This is a genomic window from Clostridium sp. (genome assembly GCF_021372645.1).
In the GTDB taxonomy this organism is placed as follows: Bacteria; Bacillota; Clostridia; order Clostridiales; family Clostridiaceae; genus Clostridium.
The window spans coordinates 49,622-68,304 of the sequence record NZ_JAJFUC010000009.1 but is presented as its reverse complement, the minus strand read 5'-3'; the positions used below and the strand labels follow the sequence as shown (position 1 = coordinate 68,304).

Below are 18,683 nucleotides of genomic sequence, written 5' to 3'. Positions count from 1 at the left end.
TATAATATAATAACACATTGTTCCTCATAATATAACTATTAAATTAACTTTTTATTTTCATATATATATGCTATACTTACGTTAATGATTTAGTGTCATTAATATTTTGTAAAGTAGGTGCTTATATGAAAAATGTTACTATAAGCGAAGAAGCTTATAATGAGTTCAAATCTTTTTTAGACGAAAATAAAATAACTGATTTCAATATTAGACTAAATTTTGCTGGCTTTGCATGTAGCGGTCCAATTTTTAATATCTCCGTTTCAGAAGCCAAAGATGACGATGAAGTTGAAAAAATCAACGACATTTCATTTATATTTGAAAAAAGCCTAATAGAACAATTTGGTGGTTTTATAATCCTTTCTTCTGATGAAAATGAAGGAAATGGTTTAAGTTTAAAGCCTGTCACTGAACCTGAAGGTGGATGTGGTGGCTCTTGTGCTGGATGCCACTAAAATTATATTAAATAATTAATGTAGAATTAATGTAAGAATATTTAACATTTATTCTACATTTTTTTATTTGTAGCTAAACATTTAAACTCTAAGATTAATATATAAATACACAAACTTAAAACTTTAATTTAGTATATCTATAATCATAATTTAAAATCTTATTAATTACTCTGCTCACCCTATATTGGTTGCTTCTATTTTCCATTGCAAATTCACATAATCATCACTTATATCATATATACCTTCTAACATGTCTATCCAATAATGTTGTTTTATAACCTTTTTTTCTTTATCTTCTCCAGTAACTCCATTTAATATTTCTTCATTGAATTTATTAAGATATTCATATATCCTTGAAGAAATTTCATACATATCTTTAAAAGATTGCAACTCTTCACTTTCTAATTGTAATTTACTTTTCTCATTTTTCATTTCCCTATTTAAAACAGATAACATATATTCTTTCATTTTTCCATGTATATCATTTTCCATTATCTTATTTGTTTCTATTTTTTTAGAGAATATTAATAATGAATTTTGTGTATATGCTCCATATTGTTGCCACAAATCAATTATATCACTTGTTATAACATCATAATTTTTATAAAGTTTTAGCAATTCTTCATTTTTTATACTACCCTTTTCAATGCTTTCTGATAATATATCCATATTGCTCTCATTTCTTTGCTTAACATCTTCGATTTTAATATATGATTGTTGCCCTATTTTATATTTATAATCATTTAGTTTAAATAACGCATATATATTTACTATCACACTGACTATGAGAAGTAGAGCTATCAACATTATATAATCTATATTTTTTATTGCTTTTATCAAGCATATCCCTCCAGCCTTATAATTCATTTTAACATATAAGCTTATATTTGCATATTTAAAGTTATATTTTCCAGTCCCTTTGGAGTATTTTCATTATAAGCATGAATTATCCGAAAAAACATCTTGAGTTTGTAATAAATACAATATAACATCTTCAACTAATTCAAAAAAACTTCTTTTATAGCTATCACTAAATTTAATACTCTCCTCTAATGAATATGCTTTTTTTAAAAGTTGTTGCTTTCTTTCTTCAAAATCCATACTTTGCTTTCTCCTTATTATTTTTTGTAACATATTTACAATTATATCACATTATACTACTACAAAAAATATTATTTAATGAAGCTCGGTTCACATTGGTTCGCTGAGTAAGTGATTCACACTAAATCATTTTTTAATTTCAATAACAATTCTTCTCTACCCATTGATTGTCTCCTTTACATAGTATTTAACTTTTTAGGGCTATGTTTGATTAATATTTATCAAACATAGCCCGTTCTAATCTTTATATTTTTCAATTACTTTTTTAACAGAAAAAAGTAAACTATTTAGTTCCCAAACTTCACCATCTTCTATTAACTTATTTAAAGTCTTCTGATATCTAGATGCTTCGGCTTCTTTACCTAATGAAATCAATGTTAATAATGAATTCATTATGTTAGAAATTAAATGAGATTTAACTTCAAATAATTTTTGAGCATCCTTAATTTCATCTTTAATCTCTAGCATCTCTTCATCTAATCTAAATGCTGCATCTGCAGAACGTTTGAGCTTTTCTTTTAATTGCTCTGGTATGTGTTGTTTGTATTTATAATTAAGAGAATGTTCAATTGTTGCCCAAAAGTTCATAGCTAATGTTCTTATTTGAAATTCTGCTAAAATTTCAACTACTCCTTCTGCCATACTTACTGGATACTTTATTATCATATGATAACTTCTATAACCACTTTCTTTAACATTTCTTACATAATCTTTTTCGTAAAGAATTTTCATATCTCTGCGACCTCTTAATATCTGAACAACAGTATCTATATCATCAACAAATTGGCACATTATTCGTATGCCTGCAATATCTTCAAGTTCATACCTAACTCTGTCTATGGGAATTTCAAATTTGTTAGCTTTTTCTAACATACTTGATACTTCTTTTACTCTTCCAGTAACAAATTCTATAGGTGAATATTCACTTTTTCTTCTATATTCTTTTCTAATTGATTTTAATTTAACCTTCAGCTCATCTACTGCTTGCTCGTAAGGCATTAAAAAAATCTTCCAATCATTTATTGCCATTAATACCACCCTTTAATTACATTATTTCTCAATATCATTCTTATCTATTATATCAAAAACTTTAAATTATGTGTAATTATTAATAAATAAACTTGTGAAAAAAGTTTTATAATTTATTTATGTAATTTTTTAATATGGTATAATCTATATGTACTATAAAAAAATTTTTATAAGCATATGTGCTTTTAATGAGGTGACTAAAAATGAACGACACAAATATAATTAATCATTTATTCGATAAACAGGTAATTTGTCCTGTTTGCGATTCACATTTTAAAACTAAAACTGTAAAATCTAAGTCACCAAGAGTTATGTCTAAAGATTCAGATTTTTTCATAAGATATTCAGTAGCAAATCCATATTTTTATGATGTCTGCATATGTAATTCTTGTGGCTATGCAGCAATGAAATCAGATTTTGAAAACCTTAAATCTCATAAAAGAGAACTTGTTTTAAGCAATGTAACTCCAAAATGGAAACCGAGAGAATATCCTGATATTTTGGATGAGAAATTAGCAATTGAACGTTATAAATTAGCTTTATTAAATGCTATACTCATTAATCTTCCAGATAGTACAAAGGCTATGATTTCATTAAAAATTGCTTGGATGAATAGGCTATTAGATAATACTACTCAAGAAACATTATTTCTAAAACAAGCTCTTGAGGGTTTTAATGATGCTTATATAAAAGAAATTTTTCCTATGTATGGATTACAAAGGGACTCTTTAATGTATCTCCTTGGTGAACTAAACAGAAAATTAGGAGACTATCAAACTGCATTACTATGGTACTCAAAAACTATTGTTAGTACAAATTCTTCTTATAAGGTTAAAGAAATGGCTCGTATTGGTAAAGATTTAATCAAAAATATAAATGTTTAAAAAAAGATAATGTAATATCATCAGTTGATAATATTAACGTTCTTTTTCGCGAGCATGAAACTTTATCTAAGGAAATTGCTTCAAGCCTTCATACTCAAAAAAATGATATTAAAAACATTAGTAATTTAATAACAAATTTATTATAATTGTAAAAGTTGCAAATAATAATAAGCTATCTAACTTTAGATAGCTTATTATTATATAATTAATTTCGTGGCATAGCTGCATAAGTGCAATTTTCAATTTTAAGGAAACCCGATTCATATTTACTCACTTCAAATTTGGACTCTCACTTATGTTCTTAAATTATTCTTTTTGGATTAAAATCAAGATAGTCTGCTGATGTCAATATATATTCTACCTCATCAAAATACCCATTTAATAACTTTCCTAATAATGCAGGTCCATGTAAATGCCCATAAATAACTTTATGAACTTTATATTCTTTTATTATCTTGGTAAGTTCAGATTCCTCACAGTTTTCATTTGTTGGAGGATAATGAAGCATAACTATAATCTTTTCAAATCCATTGTTCTTTGCAGCATCTAAAGAAAGCCTTAATCTTATTTGCTCTCTACTATATATTTTTTCATCCTTAGCACTATACTTATCTCCATTAGGACATATCCAGCCTCTAGTTCCACATATAGCATAATCTTCATAAACATAAAAGTTATTTTGAAGGAATTTAGTATTTTCATACATACTATTTAACTTTGCAATACTTCCCCACCAATAATCATGATTACCTTTGCTTATAATCTTTTTACCAGGTAATTCATTTATCCAATCTAAATCATATTTACTATCTTGTTCTTTTAAAGACCAAGAAATATCTCCAGCTATAAGCACCATATCCTCTTCAGTTATTTTGCTAAGCCAATTTTCTTTTATCTTATCACTATGATTTTTCCATTTATCACCGAAAATATCCATAGGCTTTTCAACATTAAATCCTAAGTGTAAATCCGAAATAGTATAAAGTGCCATTTATTTATCACCTTTCTGTTGTCCTATCTCTTCTTATCTAAATCTGTAATAAAAGCTATTACATGTGCTACTGCTTCATATAATTCTGTAGGAATTTCATCTCCAACATCCACATTACATAATAAATCAGTTAATTCTTTATTATATGCTATTGGAACATCATTATCTGTTGCTCTTTCTATTATCTTATCTGCAATATGACCCATTCCTGATGCTGTAACTATGGGCGCGTCGCTATTAAATTCGTATTTTAATGCCACTGCCTTTTTTCTCTGATTCATCTCTTTGTGCACCCCTCATTTCAGTTAACAGTTTACAATTAACAATTTACAGTTACGGAAGAAGCTCCTCCATAATTTCATAAATATATTTTTCAAAATCCTTCGGATTTTGTTCCTTAACTGTTAACTCTTAACTATTTCTACTATTAATATATTATACCTTAATATCAATAGTAGAAATAGTTAAATCATTAAAGAAATTTCTACAGCTCACTAAATCTACAGGTTTATCTTTAGCTGACACATTTATATTTACAAATAGTCCCAATGATGATAATCCATCAGCTAATTTTGATTTATTGTGATTTAAAACAGAAGTAAAATCACTTTCACATTTTAATTTTACATCAATCTTATTTTCTCTCATAGTCACATATCCATCAACTTCTCCTAAATTTATAGTTTTAACACTTACAACCATTTTAGCATTAGTTGAATCTATTTTTTTACCATCTTTTCTATTATCTTTTATTATAAGTTTACAAGGATATTCCTTGCTATCTGCGGTTATAGGAATGTTTAAATAATAGTACTCATCACTAATAGAATTGAATACTTTAAAGTCATTAATATTTTCTTTTACTAAATTCATTATCTTTTCATATCCATCACCTTTTAATTCTGTTTGATTTATTAAGTTCTTAACTATATCTCTTACATTTTCAATTTTATTCTTCATATCAGATTTTATTGCTTCTTTATTGTCTAAGTTCTCTCTTATTAAATCTTCAAAATTAGACTTTCCTAAATTTTCTTTAATTACAACTGTTTCTTTTACAGCATTTGTTGAAACGTCTTTAGCTTGAATAATCTTTTTATCATCAAATACATTCTCCTGCAAAACTTCTTTTCCTTCAATTTTACTATTTAATAATTCCTTAAATGCTTTAAATTCACTATCTGTAAATTTAACTTCTTTGCCTTCTATGTTACTTAATATTCCTTCTAATTTTGTTTTATTGGTTGCTTCTATAAGACTTTCTGCTTGAGTCTTAGGAGCATCGTTAGTTGCCAAACTATTTCCAATAGTATCATTAATTAATTTTACTACCTCTTTATCCTCTAATTTTTCAATTAATGAGATTGAGAGATTTACTTTTTCAGCATTACCACTTTCTTTACTCGCATTTTTTTGAATAATATCTAGTTCACTATCTTCACTTCCTGCTAGGGTTCTTAATACATCTAATATATTTATTTTCTTAGTTAATGGATCATTTTCATTGTAAACTTTTGATGCTAATGCTGTATTAGTATCAAATATATTTTTAGTTAATTCTGCTTCTTTATTTATTAATTTATTGTTAATTACAGTTCTCATATTATTATCTGATATATTATCTGAAACTTCCAGTGAGTTTAACGAATCACTTATCTTTGTAAGAATTTGCTCTATTGAAGAGTCTCCTTTAAATAATTTATTAAAACTGTTTATATTTTCTTCTGAAAAATCCAAGTTATTCTCTACAAATGCAAGTATATCTTCTGACGTCATATTTTTAAATTCACCTAAAAATTTCGTCAGTAATTCCTTAACAGCTTGACCTTGTGCACTATTAGCTGGTATATCTTTACTTTGAAGATATGTTTTAATAAAAGCATCTATTTCTTTTGGATTAGATGCCATTTTTTCATTAAATTGAATTAATCCTCTAATTTGATTAATATTCTCTTTAGTTAATGGAATATTATGCTTAACCATTTTCTTCAAAATATCAATATCTTCCTTTGAAAGTCCTTCTTTTTCAATAACATCTTGGAAGTTTTCATCTCCAATTATTTCTTCATCTGTAGTTCCTTGTACTAATTTTAAATTTAGTTTTCCATTTTTAAATCCATCTACTTGAAATTTAACTAATTTAATGTCATTTAAATCAACATTACCATCAAGTTCTGCAATAAATTGCCATCCATCTGATAATCTTATTGTAACGTCCTTGCCGTCTCCCTTTGAAATTACTCTTCCTGTAAATTTCTCTCCTACTTCAAAAGTTAGCTTGCTAGAAACTTTCTTTGTATTTATATTATAACCATTATTTACATTGTAAATTCCTGGCATATCGTCTTCTCCCCTCAATAACTTATACTTCAATCTACTCTAATATACTTATCTCATGAAAAAAATATAAATTAACTAAAATTATCTAGTGCAGCTGTAAAAAAATTAATTTTCCCAGCAAGAACTTTAATATTTTTATTTAATTCGTTTATAATCACATAGTGTATACTTTTAGTGTACTATAAATTTTATTTAATTTGAATGAGTTACTTAATATTTATTTTAAATATTCTCTTATTACTAAAATATTAAACTTATTTTTACATAAAATAAAAAATACCACTCTTTAGTGATACTTTTTATTTGGATCAAGCCTATTAATCAGCTTAAATATAGATTTTACTTATACCCATTCTGTTTGTCTATTGCTTCATTTTCTTCTGTTAGTGTTAGTTTGATTTTTTCAGCATCTGTTTTTGCAATCATTTCATCTGCAAGCTCATAGTTTAGAATTGTTTTGTCAATATTATGATTAATCATGCAAATTATTTAATTTCTATTTTATTATAATTCTTCTTACCTCTTTTAATTAAGGCTGCTCCATCTTGAAAATCTTCTTCATTCAAGATTCTTTTTACATCATCAATCTTAACTCCATTAATAGTAAGTCCACCTTGTTCAATTAATCTTCTACCTTCTTTTTTAGATGGTAAAATTTTAGTGCTCGCCATAATATCTAATATTGGTAATCCAATTTCTTCTTTAGTTATTGTTACTGTTGGTACATTTAACATATCAGCTCCACCTGCAAATAATGCAGTCGCTGCTTCTTCTGCTTTTTTAGCTTCTTCTTCTCCGTGAACAAGCTTTGTTACTTCATATGCAAGTATCTTCTTAGCATCATTTATTTCAGAGCCTTCTAAGCTTCCAAGTCTTCTTACTTCATCCATTGGCAAAAATGTTAATAGCGCTAAACATTTTTGTACATCTGGATCATCTACATTTCTCCAATATTGATAGAAATCATATGGTGTAGTCTTTTCTGGATTTAGCCATAATGCGCCTCCAACAGTCTTACCCATCTTTTGTCCTTGACTGTTAGTTAATAAGGTACAAGTCATAGCCATTGCATTACCTTGAGCTTTTCTTCTTACAAGCTCAACACCAGCTATCATATTAGACCATTGATCATCTCCACCAAGTTCCATTTTACAACCATATTTTTGATTTAAAACATAAAAATCATATCCCTGCATTAACATGTAGTTAAATTCTAAAAATGATAATCCTTTTTCTAATCTTTGTTTAAAACATTCAGCACTTAACATTCTATTTACTGAAAAATGAATTCCTACTTCTCTTAAAAAATCAACATAATTAAGATTTAATAACCAATCTGCATTGTTAACTAATAAAGCCTTATCATCTGTAAAATCTATAAATCTTTCCATTTGCTTCTTTATAGAGTTAACATTATGTTCAATATCTTCTTTTGTAAGCATTTTTCTCATGTCAGTCTTACCACTTGGATCTCCAATCATAGCAGTTCCTCCACCAATTAACGCTATTGGTCTATGTCCTGCTTTTTGCATATGTGCCATAAACATCATAGCTATAAAATGTCCTACATGTAAGCTATCTGCTGTTGGATCAAAGCCTATATAAAAAGTTACCTTTTCATTTTCTAATAATTTTCTAGTTTCCTCTTCATGAGTAAATTGCTTTATGTATCCTCTTTCTAATAGCTCATCTAATACGTTTGCCATTATAGTACCTCCTAAAAATCTTCTTATTTAAAATAATTTATCTAATACAATAAAATACTACCCTCTATACAAGTAGAATTACTTATTATAGTATATCCTCAACCTTACCTTTTGGCAACAACTCTAGATACTAAGCATCTAAAGTTGCCACTTTATCTATTGTTCGTTCCTGGTAATATTACTTTAAAACTATGCTCTGTTCTAGAATTAATTAATTTAACTTTTCCTTTCCCATTGAATGAATCCCTAATAATTGTAAATCCTCTTCCACTACTTAAAAATCTTTTTTTTTCATCTAGGGAAATTAGTTTTTCATAAAGCCAAATATTTCTTTTATTATAATTAGTTCTTTCACCTTTACTATTCTCACCTATGAATTCACCTGGGCTTGAAATTATAATATTATTTTCATCTATAGTTATTTCAATTATTTTATTTAAATCAAAATATTCTCTATATAATACTGCATTTTTTATAGCTTCAATTACTGCTTGTATTGGATACTCTTTCGGTAAAATTTCTTTAATTTTTTCTTCTGCTTTATCAACCATAGACAAAAGAGTTCCTTGGATTATATGCAATTCTCCATAGATATTATTTAATTTATTTGTAATTTTTATCATATTATTAGGAATATATATATAGTTTTTATCAGAAAACACAAGTAATCCTCCATAAGTACATTTAAGGGGTGATCCTTCCTTATGCTCAAATGCTATTCCTGCACTGAGCAGTAAAAATTTTCTATTTTCCTCATTGACTTCAATTCCCTTTTTATCAAAGTACTTATTAACTAATTCCATATTTAACATATTAATCCCACTTCTAATTAACGGACAAGTTTCAATTGTTAAACTTAAGTTTTCTTCAAATAAAGCTATTAATTCTTGTTTTCTCATTACATCTGTTGTAGATCCTCTTCTTATATAAAAGGCTCCATTTTCTCTCACTTGATAGGGCTTTTGTTCCCCATCATAAATTGATATTACACCTATTTTCTTATTCTCAATATCAATAAAATCTACTTCTATTGGTATAGGTGGTTCACATCTGGTTGTTACTATTTGCTGAATTTGTTCTTCTTTAAACATATCATCTTCTTGTATTCCTATAATCTCTTTGCTTTTATCCTTAATTCCAATAATTATATATCCTCGTCCACCACTTGAATTAGCTATAGCACATATATCCTTAGTTAATTCTTTCTTTCCAGTTTCATTATAAAGCTCTAATCTTAATTTAAAATCTAACTTGGTGTTTTCCTCCCTTTTTATCAAAGATAGTAATTTTTTACTATCCATAATGCACTCCTCCTTCCTACCCTCTATATACTACAAAATAGCATTTTCAATATCATAATTAGCTTACAAATAAAAATCACTCTTATTCAAGTTAAATAAGAGTGTATTATAATAATATTATTAAATTTTAAATATATGTCCACTCAAAACTTTGTTTTTACCGCTTTTCTTAGCTTTATACAATAAATCATCAGCCTTCTTTATGAGTTCATTTATATCTATACTATTTAAGGGGAAAAATGAAATACCAAAACTAGCTGTTACAGATTTATATTTGCCATTAAAACTAACTTTGCTACTTTCAAGAGCACCTCTTATCATTTCAATTTTATTATATACACTATTTTCGTCAATAAAATTCGAAATGTACAAAATGAATTCTTCTCCTCCATATCTAGCCATAATATCATCTTCATATATACCACTACTTATAATTTTTGCTGTATTAATTAATATCTTATCGCCAAATTGATGTCCGTAAATATCATTTATCTTTTTAAAATCATCTATATCTATCATTACTATGGCAAATTTATCTTTCATTTTTTCACACTTACTTTTTTCTAAATACTCAAAAAAATATTTCCTATTATATATACCAAGTAATGCATCTCTTTGATTTATTTTTTCTAATTCTTTATATAGTAAAGAATTTTCAATTGCAATTGCAATTTGATTAGCAATTGATTTCAGGAAAAGCTTCATTTCTGTAGTCATAAATTTATAGATATTATGTTCTACTATTATATATCCAATAAATTTATTTCTTAATTTAATTGGATATCCCATAATCGAATGTATCTTTACTTTATGTTCTCCAGTTTGTTTTAAAGGCTCTTTTGAATTTATTAAAAATTCTTCACTCTTATCTATATGCATAAGTTCTTCTGATGTTAATTTTATATACATATTTTCAATATTACTAGCCTTAACAATTAATTCGCTGTCTTCTATTAAAAATATAGTTGAATATTTAACTCCAAATATTCCAAGTATCATATCATTAATCATTGATATCAAATTATCACTGCTAAAAAAGGTATTTATGTAATTACTCACTTCTATTATATTAGATAAGGAATCTATATTTTTTTCTAACTTAATATTTTTTTGATTTAATTCTTGTATGTGTTTCTCTGAAAACATTTGATAGTTCTCATATTCTATTTTTAAAGCATTATAAATATTTTCATAATTCTGCATTTATCCCCACCATCCTCAAACAATAACCTAATTATGACTATATGATAATTTATTTACTATGACTTCATATTCAATACAATTATACTATAATTAATCAAACAATTAAATGAACTTATTTTAATGTATATATGTTTCCTATTATACTGATTTTATTAAGAGCAAAATTATAAAGTAAAATTGTATTTTATGAATTTCATTTTTGAATTTAGGATAAACTAATAGTACAAATTTAATTATACGAGGAGATAGGAAAATGAGATTTATACAATGGCTTTTAAGTATATTTATATTTTTATTTATTTGTGTATTGTTTATACAATTTAGTAATACAGCATTGAATGTCGTGCTACTAATATCTCTAATAATTTTTATTATAAAGATTTTAATTCAAAAGTACACTAAGCATTATTAATACAATAATTTACAAATCAAGAATCCTAAAAAGCACTTTTTACTTTTTTAGGATTCATCTAATTATACTTTTATAAATCTTATCTATATCATTGAAATTATCTTCTAAGCTATAATTTTCTTCTACAAATTGCCTTGCATCAACTCCCATTGTGGTTCTTAACTTTTTATCCTTAACTAAAACTTCTATCTTTTCCGCTAAATCTTCCACTGAATTTTTTTTAGCAACTAAACTAGTTACATTAGGTTTAGTCGATTCCATAAGACCACCTACATCTGTTACGACCACTGGTGTTCCACAAGCCTCTGCTTCAACTGCTGCAACTCCGAAACTTTCACTATCAAGTGTTGAAGGAAAAACTGCTAAATCAAAATATTGGAATTCCTTTATTACATCTTTTGGCTTTACAAAACCTAAAAAATTAACATCTTTATCTATTGAAAGTTTCTTAACTAGTTCCTTTAAGTAATACTCTTGACTTCCTCTTCCACCAATTCTAAGTTTAAGTTTTAAATCTTTATTTCTTTCTTTAACTTCTTTGAATGCTTCAATCAGATATTTTATTCCATATTTTTCTTCTAAAGTTTTAATTGTTCCTATAACAATCTCTTCCTTTTCAATTTTATTAGGAACAAATTTATTAATATCAACACCAAAAGGAGTTACTTGTATATTTTTATTTGTATATTTTTGAGTTTCTATTTTCATCACATTACTTGTTGATAAAATATAATCTGCTCTTCTTAAATTATATTTTATTATTAATTTATGTATAAGGGATTTAATTGGAAAATCATAAATATCACTACCCCATACAGAAATTATATATGGATGATAATTTGCTATAGCGCCTAATAATCCATAACTACTAGCATAATGTGCATGAAGTATATCAGGGTTAATCTCTTTAATTAAAGATTTAACTCTCTTTATCTTTTTTAGATATTCTAATTTGCTCTTATCAGAAGTTTTCTTAATAACATTATCTTTCACATCTAAAGAATGAACTGTAACACCTTCATATTCTCCTTCTCCAAGGGATATAACATGAATATCATATCCTTTATGCACAAAAAAATTTAACCATTTATGAGTATGAGCACTATTAATATCTGCTAAATAACATATTTTCATAAAATTTAGACCTCCATAATCTAATTGTATAACAAACTCTGCAAAATATATATTATGCTTAAATTAACTTAATCATAGCTATTTGTTATTCACAGATTTTAGGCACATGATATAAAATAACAAACCAAAGATGTGCTATATGTTTTGTCTTAAGACAAGCGACTAGTCTGTTATTTTTTGAATGTACCTTAAGTATTATAATTTTCTAAAGAATAAAGAAATAATATCTATTTTTACTTAAATACTAAACATTTTCCCAAGGCTTAGTATTTAAGTAATCTATAAATTCTCCTCTTAATTCTTCTTTCTTTAAAGCAAATTCTATAGTTGCTTGTAGAAATCCAAGTTTATCACCTACATCATATCTCTTACCTTCAAAATTATATGCATACATGGCTTCTTTGCTAATTAGAGTTTTTAATGCATCTGTTAATTGAATTTCCCCACCTTTTCCTGGCTTAGTATTTTCTAATATATTAAATATTTCTGGTGTTATAATATATCTTCCAAGTATTGCCACATTACTTGGTGCTTCTTCTACAGAAGGCTTCTCAACTAAATCCTTAACTTTATAAACTTTATCTTTTATATAAATTCCATCTACTATTCCATATTTAGAAATGTTCTCTTTCTCAATAGTTTGAACTCCTAAAATAGTAGTTTTATATTCACTATAACAATCTATTAATTGTTTTAAGCAAGGAACTTCACTATCAACTACATCATCACCTAATAAAACTGCAAATGGTTCATTTCCGACAAAAGTTTTTGCACAATGAATAGCATGACCTAAGCCTCTTGGTTCTTTTTGTCTTATATAATGTATATCAACCATATCAGAAATATCTCTTACTAATTCAAGCAACTCTGCTTTTCCTGATTTTTCTAATTCTAATTCCAATTCAATTGATTTATCAAAATGATCTTCTATAGATTTTTTATTTCTACCTGTAATAATCAAAATTTCTTCAATTCCAGAAGCAATTGCTTCTTCAACGATATATTGAATTGTTGGTTTATCAACTATTGGAAGCATTTCCTTTGGTTGAGCTTTAGTTGCTGGTAAAAATCTTGTTCCAAGACCGGCTGCTGGTATAATAGCCTTTTTTACTTTCATTTCATCTCTTCCTCTCATTTCAAAGGTTTTAATTCTCTTTATTATATTAATGGTAACATATTTTAAATGCCTAAACAATTACATTAAAAAGCAGAAACACTCGATTTGATATAAATATTCCCATATATTTCTCCCCATAATAAATATAATACTCAAAAAAAGCTAATACCATATAAATACAGTAGTTTTAAACCAAGTGAATGGTAAATAAAATCTCTCTCGAAACTAAATTTTATTCATCTTATTCTCAATATAATTTAACAGTCATATGTTTCCGTTCCTTTATATTACACAAATATAAAATAAATAGAAGGCAGGAAATTATTCAATTTCCTGCCAGAACATGAGTATCAATATCTTTCCACAACCTACTATTTTCTATGTTTCTTTCTACCTTCAAAATTTTTTTCCATATCTGTTGTTTTAAAATCATTAAATGGGAATTGTACTGGACTTCCTGTTTTTCTTGATTTATATGCTGCAAGAATTATTGACATTGCCTTCTTGCCTTCTACCCCGGATACTAATGGATCTCTATCTTCATTTATAGCATCAATTACATCTTTAAATAAAGGTGTATGCCCTTCCCCATATACATTATCAATCTTAACATTCACTTCACTCTTAGTAGCATCTTCATCCTCACCGTCAAATCTCCATGTTTCAAGTTCATTAACTGCAAGACCACCAATAGATACTGCCCCTTTTTCTCCAAATATGCTTAATGTTTCCTCTAAATTTTTAGGATAAACACAAGCTGAACCTTCAACAATTCCAATAGAACCATTTTTAAATCTTATTATTACAGCTCCAAAGTCTTCTGCTTCAATATCTCTTAAATATGTGTCACATTCAGCATATACTCTCTCGATTTCTCCACCCATCATCCATTGCAATAAATCAATATTATGTATGCATTGGTTCATGAGTGTACCACCATCTAGTGCCCAAGTTCCTCTCCATGGAGCTTGGTCATAGTAGCCCATATTTCTATTCCATAGTATTCTTGCTGTACCATTAAGCAATCTTCCAAATTTGTTTTCTTCAACAGCTTCTCTTAATTTTTGTATTGGCTTATTAAATCTATTTTGATGGCAAACGCTAAGCTTAACTTTGTTATCTTTTGCTACTTTAATCATTTCATTTGCATCATCTATAGACATAGCCATAGGCTTTTCTACAAGAGCACTTGCTCCTTTATTCATAGAATAGATAGCGATTTCTGTGTGATATCCACTTTCTGTAGCTATAGTAACAACATCTATATCTTCTTTTTCTAACATTTTCTTATAATCTGAATATGCATGAACAGATTCTGGATTTACTCCAGTTTTTTCTATGTACTCATCTCTCTTTGCTTCAGCTTTTTCTAAAATCACATCACATGTTGCAACTAATTCTGCTTCATCATTATTTTTAGCTAAAGCTTCAACATGCTTATAAGAAATTCTTCCACAACCAATAATAGCAAATTTTAATTTTTTCATTTCAATTACCCCTTTTTTTCAGTTAACAATTAACAGTTAACTGTAATGGTACAATTTCCTTTAGAAATTGAATTATTATTATTATTATTATTATATATAGAAATGCCCTGGCTAATTATTTCAAATCTCATAGGGCTTTGTTCCTTAATTATTAACTGAATTAAAGACATTTTATTATTGTCTTAAGTATTATATAAATATCAACAAATACATTATTATTATTTATATATTCTAAGTTTAATGCTAGCTTATCTGGCATAATTGTATTTATGTAAAACTCATCTGGATTTGCTGCTCCTCCAAGCAAATCATTTTCATCTCTGTATCTAATAGATGCTAAATCAGTTATTCCTGGTTTAACTTCTAATACCTTTCTTTGTTCTTCATTATAATACTTCACATATCTAGGTACCTCTGGTCTTGGTCCAACTAAACTCATATCCCCTTTAAATACATTTATTAATTGTGGTAATTCATCTAATTTATATTTCCTTAAAAATGCACCTATTTTAGTGATTCTATTATCATTTCCCACAGTAATTTGCCTTCCTAATTTTTCAGCATCTACAACCATAGTTCTAAATTTAAGAATCTCAAATTCCTTGTTTTTTTCACCAACTCTTATTTGCTTAAAAAATATTGGCCCATCAGATCCTGTTTTTATTTTAATTGCAATTGCAAGCAAAACCGGACTTAAGACTATAAGCCCTAAAGTAGAGCATATGAAATCAAATATTCTTTTAACTATTTTATTAAATTTATTCATGTATCTACTCCCAATAAAATTATTTCAAAGCGTATTATATTATATTACCTATTTTACAACATTTTAATCAGTTTAGCTTATATTAACATATTTCTTCATAAATTTTTAAGTTATTTTAAGGCATTCAAAAATTTTTCTGCCAACTTATGGTAAGTATGATTTGCTAATACATAATCATTTCCATTTTGGCCCATTTTATTTTTTTCTTCTTCACTTAAATTCTTAATCTTCATAACTGCATTAACTACAGCATCTGAATTTTCTGCTGGCACTGTAATACCACACTTTGAATCTTTTACTGGATCATTTGAAGCTTCCACTGCATATATTACAGGTCTTGCTGCCATCATATAATCAAACAATTTATTTGGACTTACTCCATAATTGAATAAGTTTTGCTTTTTTAAGCCTATATAGCAAATATCTAATAATTGTAGTGCATTATCCATATTATCCTTTAAAACTGGATCTAAAAACTCTACATTAGTTATATTATTTGTTTTTGCATATTCAATTAATTGATCTTTTACATTTCCATTTCCAACTAATATATATTTTATATTTTTATCAGTTGTTCTTTTAGCAGCATCAAGCATTGTATCTAACACATTTGCTGGCGAATGATTTCCTGTATATCCAACTAAAAAATAACCTTGTTCCTTTAGTTCTTGTAATCTCTCAATAGTTTTTTCTACTGGCGGAATTTTCTTTTTACCAACGATTATTCCATTTGAAACATGCACATAATTATCAGTTTTAAATCCTCTATCTTCCATGTGCTTATCTGCATTTGGTAAAATTGAAATAATCTTATCACAATTTTTAAAAGCAAAATCCTCTGCTCTTTGAAGTATAACTATAGCAGGGTTATTCTTTGAATATCCCCCTATTTCCATTGGAGTTAATGGCCATAAATCGTGTATTTCAAAGAAAAGCTTGGCTTTAGATCTCTTTGCAATTCTATGTGCAGGATATATATCTAAAGGATAAGTTGAAGATGCTATAACTGCATTTGGCTTATATTTATCTGCAATCCTCTTATAATTCATCCTTAATTTATACATAAATATAGATATATTTTTAATTCTTCCAACACCATTTCCATGATACTCCGGAGTTTTTACCCATACATATGTAATTCCATCTATTATTTCTTCTTGAAAATCTTCTTGCACTTTTGGATTCTTCTTTCTTAAATGAGAAAAATCAGCAGCAAGTATAGTTACATCATGCCCCATGTTAACCCATTCTCTAGCCATATAATAAGGTCTAAATTCCATCCCATGGTAATCAGACCCCGCATAGTGATTTATAAGTAAGATATTCATCTTAATTTGCTCCTTCTTTACATTATAATGCTAATTAACTTCATAAATTATAACATAAGTGAGATTCAAAATCTACGATTTTGCAATGTGAACTTACTTAGCGAATGAATGTGAATCGAGTTTCCTTGTTTAGTTTTATTAATACCTATAATATGCTAAAATGATATTATATTTATATTGAAATAACTTTTTGAAATTTAAGGAGGAATAGTACATGAAAGTACTAACTGTTATAGGTGCTAGACCGCAGTTTATAAAAGCTGCAACAGTGTCAAATAAAATCAGAAGAAATGAAAATAGTGAAATTTTAGTACATACTGGACAACATTATGATAATAATATGTCTGATATATTCTTTGAAGAGCTTGGTATTCCAAAACCTGATTATAATTTAAGTATTGGTTCGTCAAATCATGGTCACCAAACTGGTAGCATGTTAATAGCTCTTGAAGAAATATATTTAAAGGAAAAGCCAGATATGGTTTTAGTTTATGGTGATACAAATTCAACCCTTGCTGGAAGTCTTTGTGCTAGTAAATTGCTAATACCTGTGGCCCATGTAGAAGCTGGACTTAGAAGTTTTAATAAGGTTATGCCTGAAGAACAAAATAGAATACTTACAGATCATATTTCAGATTTGCTTTTTGCACCAACATTAACAGCAGTAAATAATCTAAAAAATGAAAATATAACAAAAGGTGTTCATAATACTGGTGATGTAATGTACGATGCAATAAATCTTTTTAAAAAAAGAGCTAAGGAGATTTCAACAATAACTGAAAAACTTGATTTAGCTCCAGATAGCTATATACTTTCAACAATACATCGTGCTGAAAACACAGATAACATCGAAAGATTAACTTCAATAATAAGTGCTTTAAGTAATTGCGGTAAAAAAATAATACTTCCACTTCACCCAAGAACAAAGAAGTTTATTCAAGAATATAATTTGCATGTTGGCGAAAATATTGAAATTATAGATCCTGTAGGGTATTTAGACATGATTTCCTTACAAGAAAATGCAAAAAAAATAGTAACAGATAGTGGTGGAGTTCAAAAAGAAGCCTATTTCTTAAAGAAGCCATGTATAACTATGAGAGATGAAACTGAATGGGTTGAAACTGTAGAAAATGGTTGGAACGTAATAGTTGGAAGTGATTCTAATAAAATTTTAGATGCTTTAGAAAATTTTAATCCTACTGGTACTCCTGCCTCTGTTTTTGGAAATGGAGATACTTCTTCAATAATTACAGATATTATAGAAAAATATTTAACAGAAAACGTAAGATAATTATAATTAATAAAGACAAATTGGGATGCTTGTACACTCAATTCGTCTTTATTAATTATAATAAATTCATTATAACACTATGCTTAAATCTATTTTAATTTATTGATTCATTTCATAATAAATACTATAGTTAATATT

Annotated in this window: 17 protein-coding genes and 1 pseudogene; 3 read left to right on the top strand and 15 right to left on the bottom strand. The window is 27.2% G+C overall.

Features of this window, described 5'->3' with window-relative positions:
- The first annotated feature begins 125 nt into the window (after nucleotides 1-125).
- The gene (locus tag LLF98_RS01335; protein WP_291700072.1) at nucleotides 126-455 is read left to right on the top strand and encodes a HesB-like protein; all 330 of its coding nucleotides are present in this window, start codon (nucleotides 126-128) and stop codon (nucleotides 453-455) included.
- A 174-nt stretch (nucleotides 456-629) separates the two neighbouring features.
- Here LLF98_RS01335 and LLF98_RS01330 read toward each other — a convergent pair whose 3' ends face one another.
- The 3 genes from LLF98_RS01330 to LLF98_RS01320 form a co-directional block, all read right to left on the bottom strand.
- On the bottom strand, nucleotides 630-1,295 hold the full coding sequence (locus tag LLF98_RS01330; protein WP_291700070.1) for a hypothetical protein: 666 nt from the start codon (nucleotides 1,293-1,295) through the stop codon (nucleotides 630-632).
- A gap of 93 nt (nucleotides 1,296-1,388) precedes the next feature.
- Entirely contained in the window at nucleotides 1,389-1,556 is a 168-nt protein-coding gene (locus LLF98_RS01325) for a hypothetical protein (protein WP_291700068.1), read from the bottom strand.
- A 237-nt stretch (nucleotides 1,557-1,793) separates the two neighbouring features.
- On the bottom strand, nucleotides 1,794-2,585 hold the full coding sequence (locus LLF98_RS01320; protein ID WP_291700066.1) for a GTP pyrophosphokinase family protein: 792 nt from the start codon (nucleotides 2,583-2,585) through the stop codon (nucleotides 1,794-1,796).
- A 203-nt stretch (nucleotides 2,586-2,788) separates the two neighbouring features.
- On the opposite strand from LLF98_RS01320, the gene LLF98_RS01315 reads away from it, so the two are divergent.
- The gene (locus LLF98_RS01315; RefSeq protein WP_291700063.1) at nucleotides 2,789-3,469 is read left to right on the top strand and encodes a DUF2225 domain-containing protein; all 681 of its coding nucleotides are present in this window, start codon (nucleotides 2,789-2,791) and stop codon (nucleotides 3,467-3,469) included.
- A gap of 301 nt (nucleotides 3,470-3,770) precedes the next feature.
- Here the strand turns inward: LLF98_RS01315 and LLF98_RS01310 are convergent, their stop codons facing one another.
- The 12 genes and pseudogenes from LLF98_RS01310 to LLF98_RS01255 all read right to left on the bottom strand — a co-directional run bounded on the left by LLF98_RS01310 (nucleotide 3,771) and on the right by LLF98_RS01255 (nucleotide 17,254).
- Nucleotides 3,771-4,460, bottom strand: a complete 690-nt coding sequence (locus tag LLF98_RS01310) for a metallophosphoesterase (RefSeq protein ID WP_291700062.1) — start codon at nucleotides 4,458-4,460, stop codon at nucleotides 3,771-3,773.
- 23 nt (nucleotides 4,461-4,483) lie between these two features.
- Complete coding sequence (locus LLF98_RS01305) at nucleotides 4,484-4,741, bottom strand: EscU/YscU/HrcU family type III secretion system export apparatus switch protein (protein WP_291700060.1); 258 nt, start codon at nucleotides 4,739-4,741, stop codon at nucleotides 4,484-4,486.
- A gap of 154 nt (nucleotides 4,742-4,895) precedes the next feature.
- The gene (locus LLF98_RS01300) at nucleotides 4,896-6,800 is read right to left on the bottom strand and encodes a flagellar hook-length control protein FliK (RefSeq protein WP_291700058.1); all 1,905 of its coding nucleotides are present in this window, start codon (nucleotides 6,798-6,800) and stop codon (nucleotides 4,896-4,898) included.
- A gap of 372 nt (nucleotides 6,801-7,172) precedes the next feature.
- Nucleotides 7,173-7,280 (bottom strand): annotated as a pseudogene (locus LLF98_RS01295) (small acid-soluble spore protein Tlp); the annotation flags it as partial.
- A gap of 5 nt (nucleotides 7,281-7,285) precedes the next feature.
- A complete protein-coding gene (tyrS, locus tag LLF98_RS01290; RefSeq protein ID WP_291700056.1) occupies nucleotides 7,286-8,506 on the bottom strand; it encodes a tyrosine--tRNA ligase in 1,221 nt (406 codons plus the stop codon).
- 152 nt (nucleotides 8,507-8,658) lie between these two features.
- Nucleotides 8,659-9,807 (bottom strand): RNA-binding domain-containing protein, encoded by a 1,149-nt coding sequence (locus LLF98_RS01285; protein WP_291700054.1) that lies wholly within the window; start codon nucleotides 9,805-9,807, stop codon nucleotides 8,659-8,661.
- Between the two features lie 120 nt (nucleotides 9,808-9,927).
- Nucleotides 9,928-11,010, bottom strand: a complete 1,083-nt coding sequence (locus tag LLF98_RS01280; RefSeq protein ID WP_291700052.1) for a sensor domain-containing diguanylate cyclase — start codon at nucleotides 11,008-11,010, stop codon at nucleotides 9,928-9,930.
- 466 nt (nucleotides 11,011-11,476) lie between these two features.
- Complete coding sequence (locus LLF98_RS01275) at nucleotides 11,477-12,556, bottom strand: glycosyltransferase family 4 protein (RefSeq protein WP_291700050.1); 1,080 nt, start codon at nucleotides 12,554-12,556, stop codon at nucleotides 11,477-11,479.
- A gap of 244 nt (nucleotides 12,557-12,800) precedes the next feature.
- Nucleotides 12,801-13,673 carry a UTP--glucose-1-phosphate uridylyltransferase GalU gene (galU, locus tag LLF98_RS01270; RefSeq protein ID WP_291700048.1) on the bottom strand — a complete coding sequence of 291 codons (873 nt, stop codon included), beginning with the start codon at nucleotides 13,671-13,673 and terminating at the stop codon, nucleotides 12,801-12,803.
- Nucleotides 13,674-14,044: 371 nt separating this feature from the next.
- Nucleotides 14,045-15,160: a Gfo/Idh/MocA family oxidoreductase gene (locus LLF98_RS01265; protein WP_291700046.1), complete on the bottom strand. Its 1,116-nt coding sequence runs from the start codon at nucleotides 15,158-15,160 to the stop codon at nucleotides 14,045-14,047.
- Between the two features lie 160 nt (nucleotides 15,161-15,320).
- Nucleotides 15,321-15,926 carry a sugar transferase gene (locus LLF98_RS01260; RefSeq protein WP_291700043.1) on the bottom strand — a complete coding sequence of 202 codons (606 nt, stop codon included), beginning with the start codon at nucleotides 15,924-15,926 and terminating at the stop codon, nucleotides 15,321-15,323.
- Between the two features lie 110 nt (nucleotides 15,927-16,036).
- Complete coding sequence (locus tag LLF98_RS01255) at nucleotides 16,037-17,254, bottom strand: glycosyltransferase family 4 protein (protein ID WP_291700041.1); 1,218 nt, start codon at nucleotides 17,252-17,254, stop codon at nucleotides 16,037-16,039.
- Nucleotides 17,255-17,468: 214 nt separating this feature from the next.
- Between LLF98_RS01255 and wecB the strand changes: the two genes are divergently transcribed.
- Complete coding sequence (wecB, locus tag LLF98_RS01250) at nucleotides 17,469-18,545, top strand: UDP-N-acetylglucosamine 2-epimerase (non-hydrolyzing) (RefSeq protein ID WP_291700040.1); 1,077 nt, start codon at nucleotides 17,469-17,471, stop codon at nucleotides 18,543-18,545.
- Nucleotides 18,546-18,683 lie beyond the last annotated feature (138 nt).

Coding starts and splice junctions, on each gene's coding strand:
- LLF98_RS01335 (WP_291700072.1), top strand. CDS start 126: ATGAAAAATGTTACTATAAGCGAAGAAGCTTATAATGAGTTCAAATCT.
- LLF98_RS01325 (WP_291700068.1), bottom strand. CDS start 1,556: ATGGATTTTGAAGAAAGAAAGCAACAACTTTTAAAAAAAGCATATTCA.
- LLF98_RS01320 (WP_291700066.1), bottom strand. CDS start 2,585: ATGGCAATAAATGATTGGAAGATTTTTTTAATGCCTTACGAGCAAGCA.
- LLF98_RS01315 (WP_291700063.1), top strand. CDS start 2,789: ATGAACGACACAAATATAATTAATCATTTATTCGATAAACAGGTAATT.
- LLF98_RS01310 (WP_291700062.1), bottom strand. CDS start 4,460: ATGGCACTTTATACTATTTCGGATTTACACTTAGGATTTAATGTTGAA.
- LLF98_RS01305 (WP_291700060.1), bottom strand. CDS start 4,741: ATGAATCAGAGAAAAAAGGCAGTGGCATTAAAATACGAATTTAATAGC.
- LLF98_RS01300 (WP_291700058.1), bottom strand. CDS start 6,800: ATGCCAGGAATTTACAATGTAAATAATGGTTATAATATAAATACAAAG.
- tyrS (WP_291700056.1), bottom strand. CDS start 8,506: ATGGCAAACGTATTAGATGAGCTATTAGAAAGAGGATACATAAAGCAA.
- LLF98_RS01285 (WP_291700054.1), bottom strand. CDS start 9,807: ATGGATAGTAAAAAATTACTATCTTTGATAAAAAGGGAGGAAAACACC.
- LLF98_RS01280 (WP_291700052.1), bottom strand. CDS start 11,010: ATGCAGAATTATGAAAATATTTATAATGCTTTAAAAATAGAATATGAG.
- LLF98_RS01275 (WP_291700050.1), bottom strand. CDS start 12,556: ATGAAAATATGTTATTTAGCAGATATTAATAGTGCTCATACTCATAAA.
- galU (WP_291700048.1), bottom strand. CDS start 13,673: ATGAAAGTAAAAAAGGCTATTATACCAGCAGCCGGTCTTGGAACAAGA.
- LLF98_RS01265 (WP_291700046.1), bottom strand. CDS start 15,160: ATGAAAAAATTAAAATTTGCTATTATTGGTTGTGGAAGAATTTCTTAT.
- LLF98_RS01260 (WP_291700043.1), bottom strand. CDS start 15,926: ATGAATAAATTTAATAAAATAGTTAAAAGAATATTTGATTTCATATGC.
- LLF98_RS01255 (WP_291700041.1), bottom strand. CDS start 17,254: ATGAATATCTTACTTATAAATCACTATGCGGGGTCTGATTACCATGGG.
- wecB (WP_291700040.1), top strand. CDS start 17,469: ATGAAAGTACTAACTGTTATAGGTGCTAGACCGCAGTTTATAAAAGCT.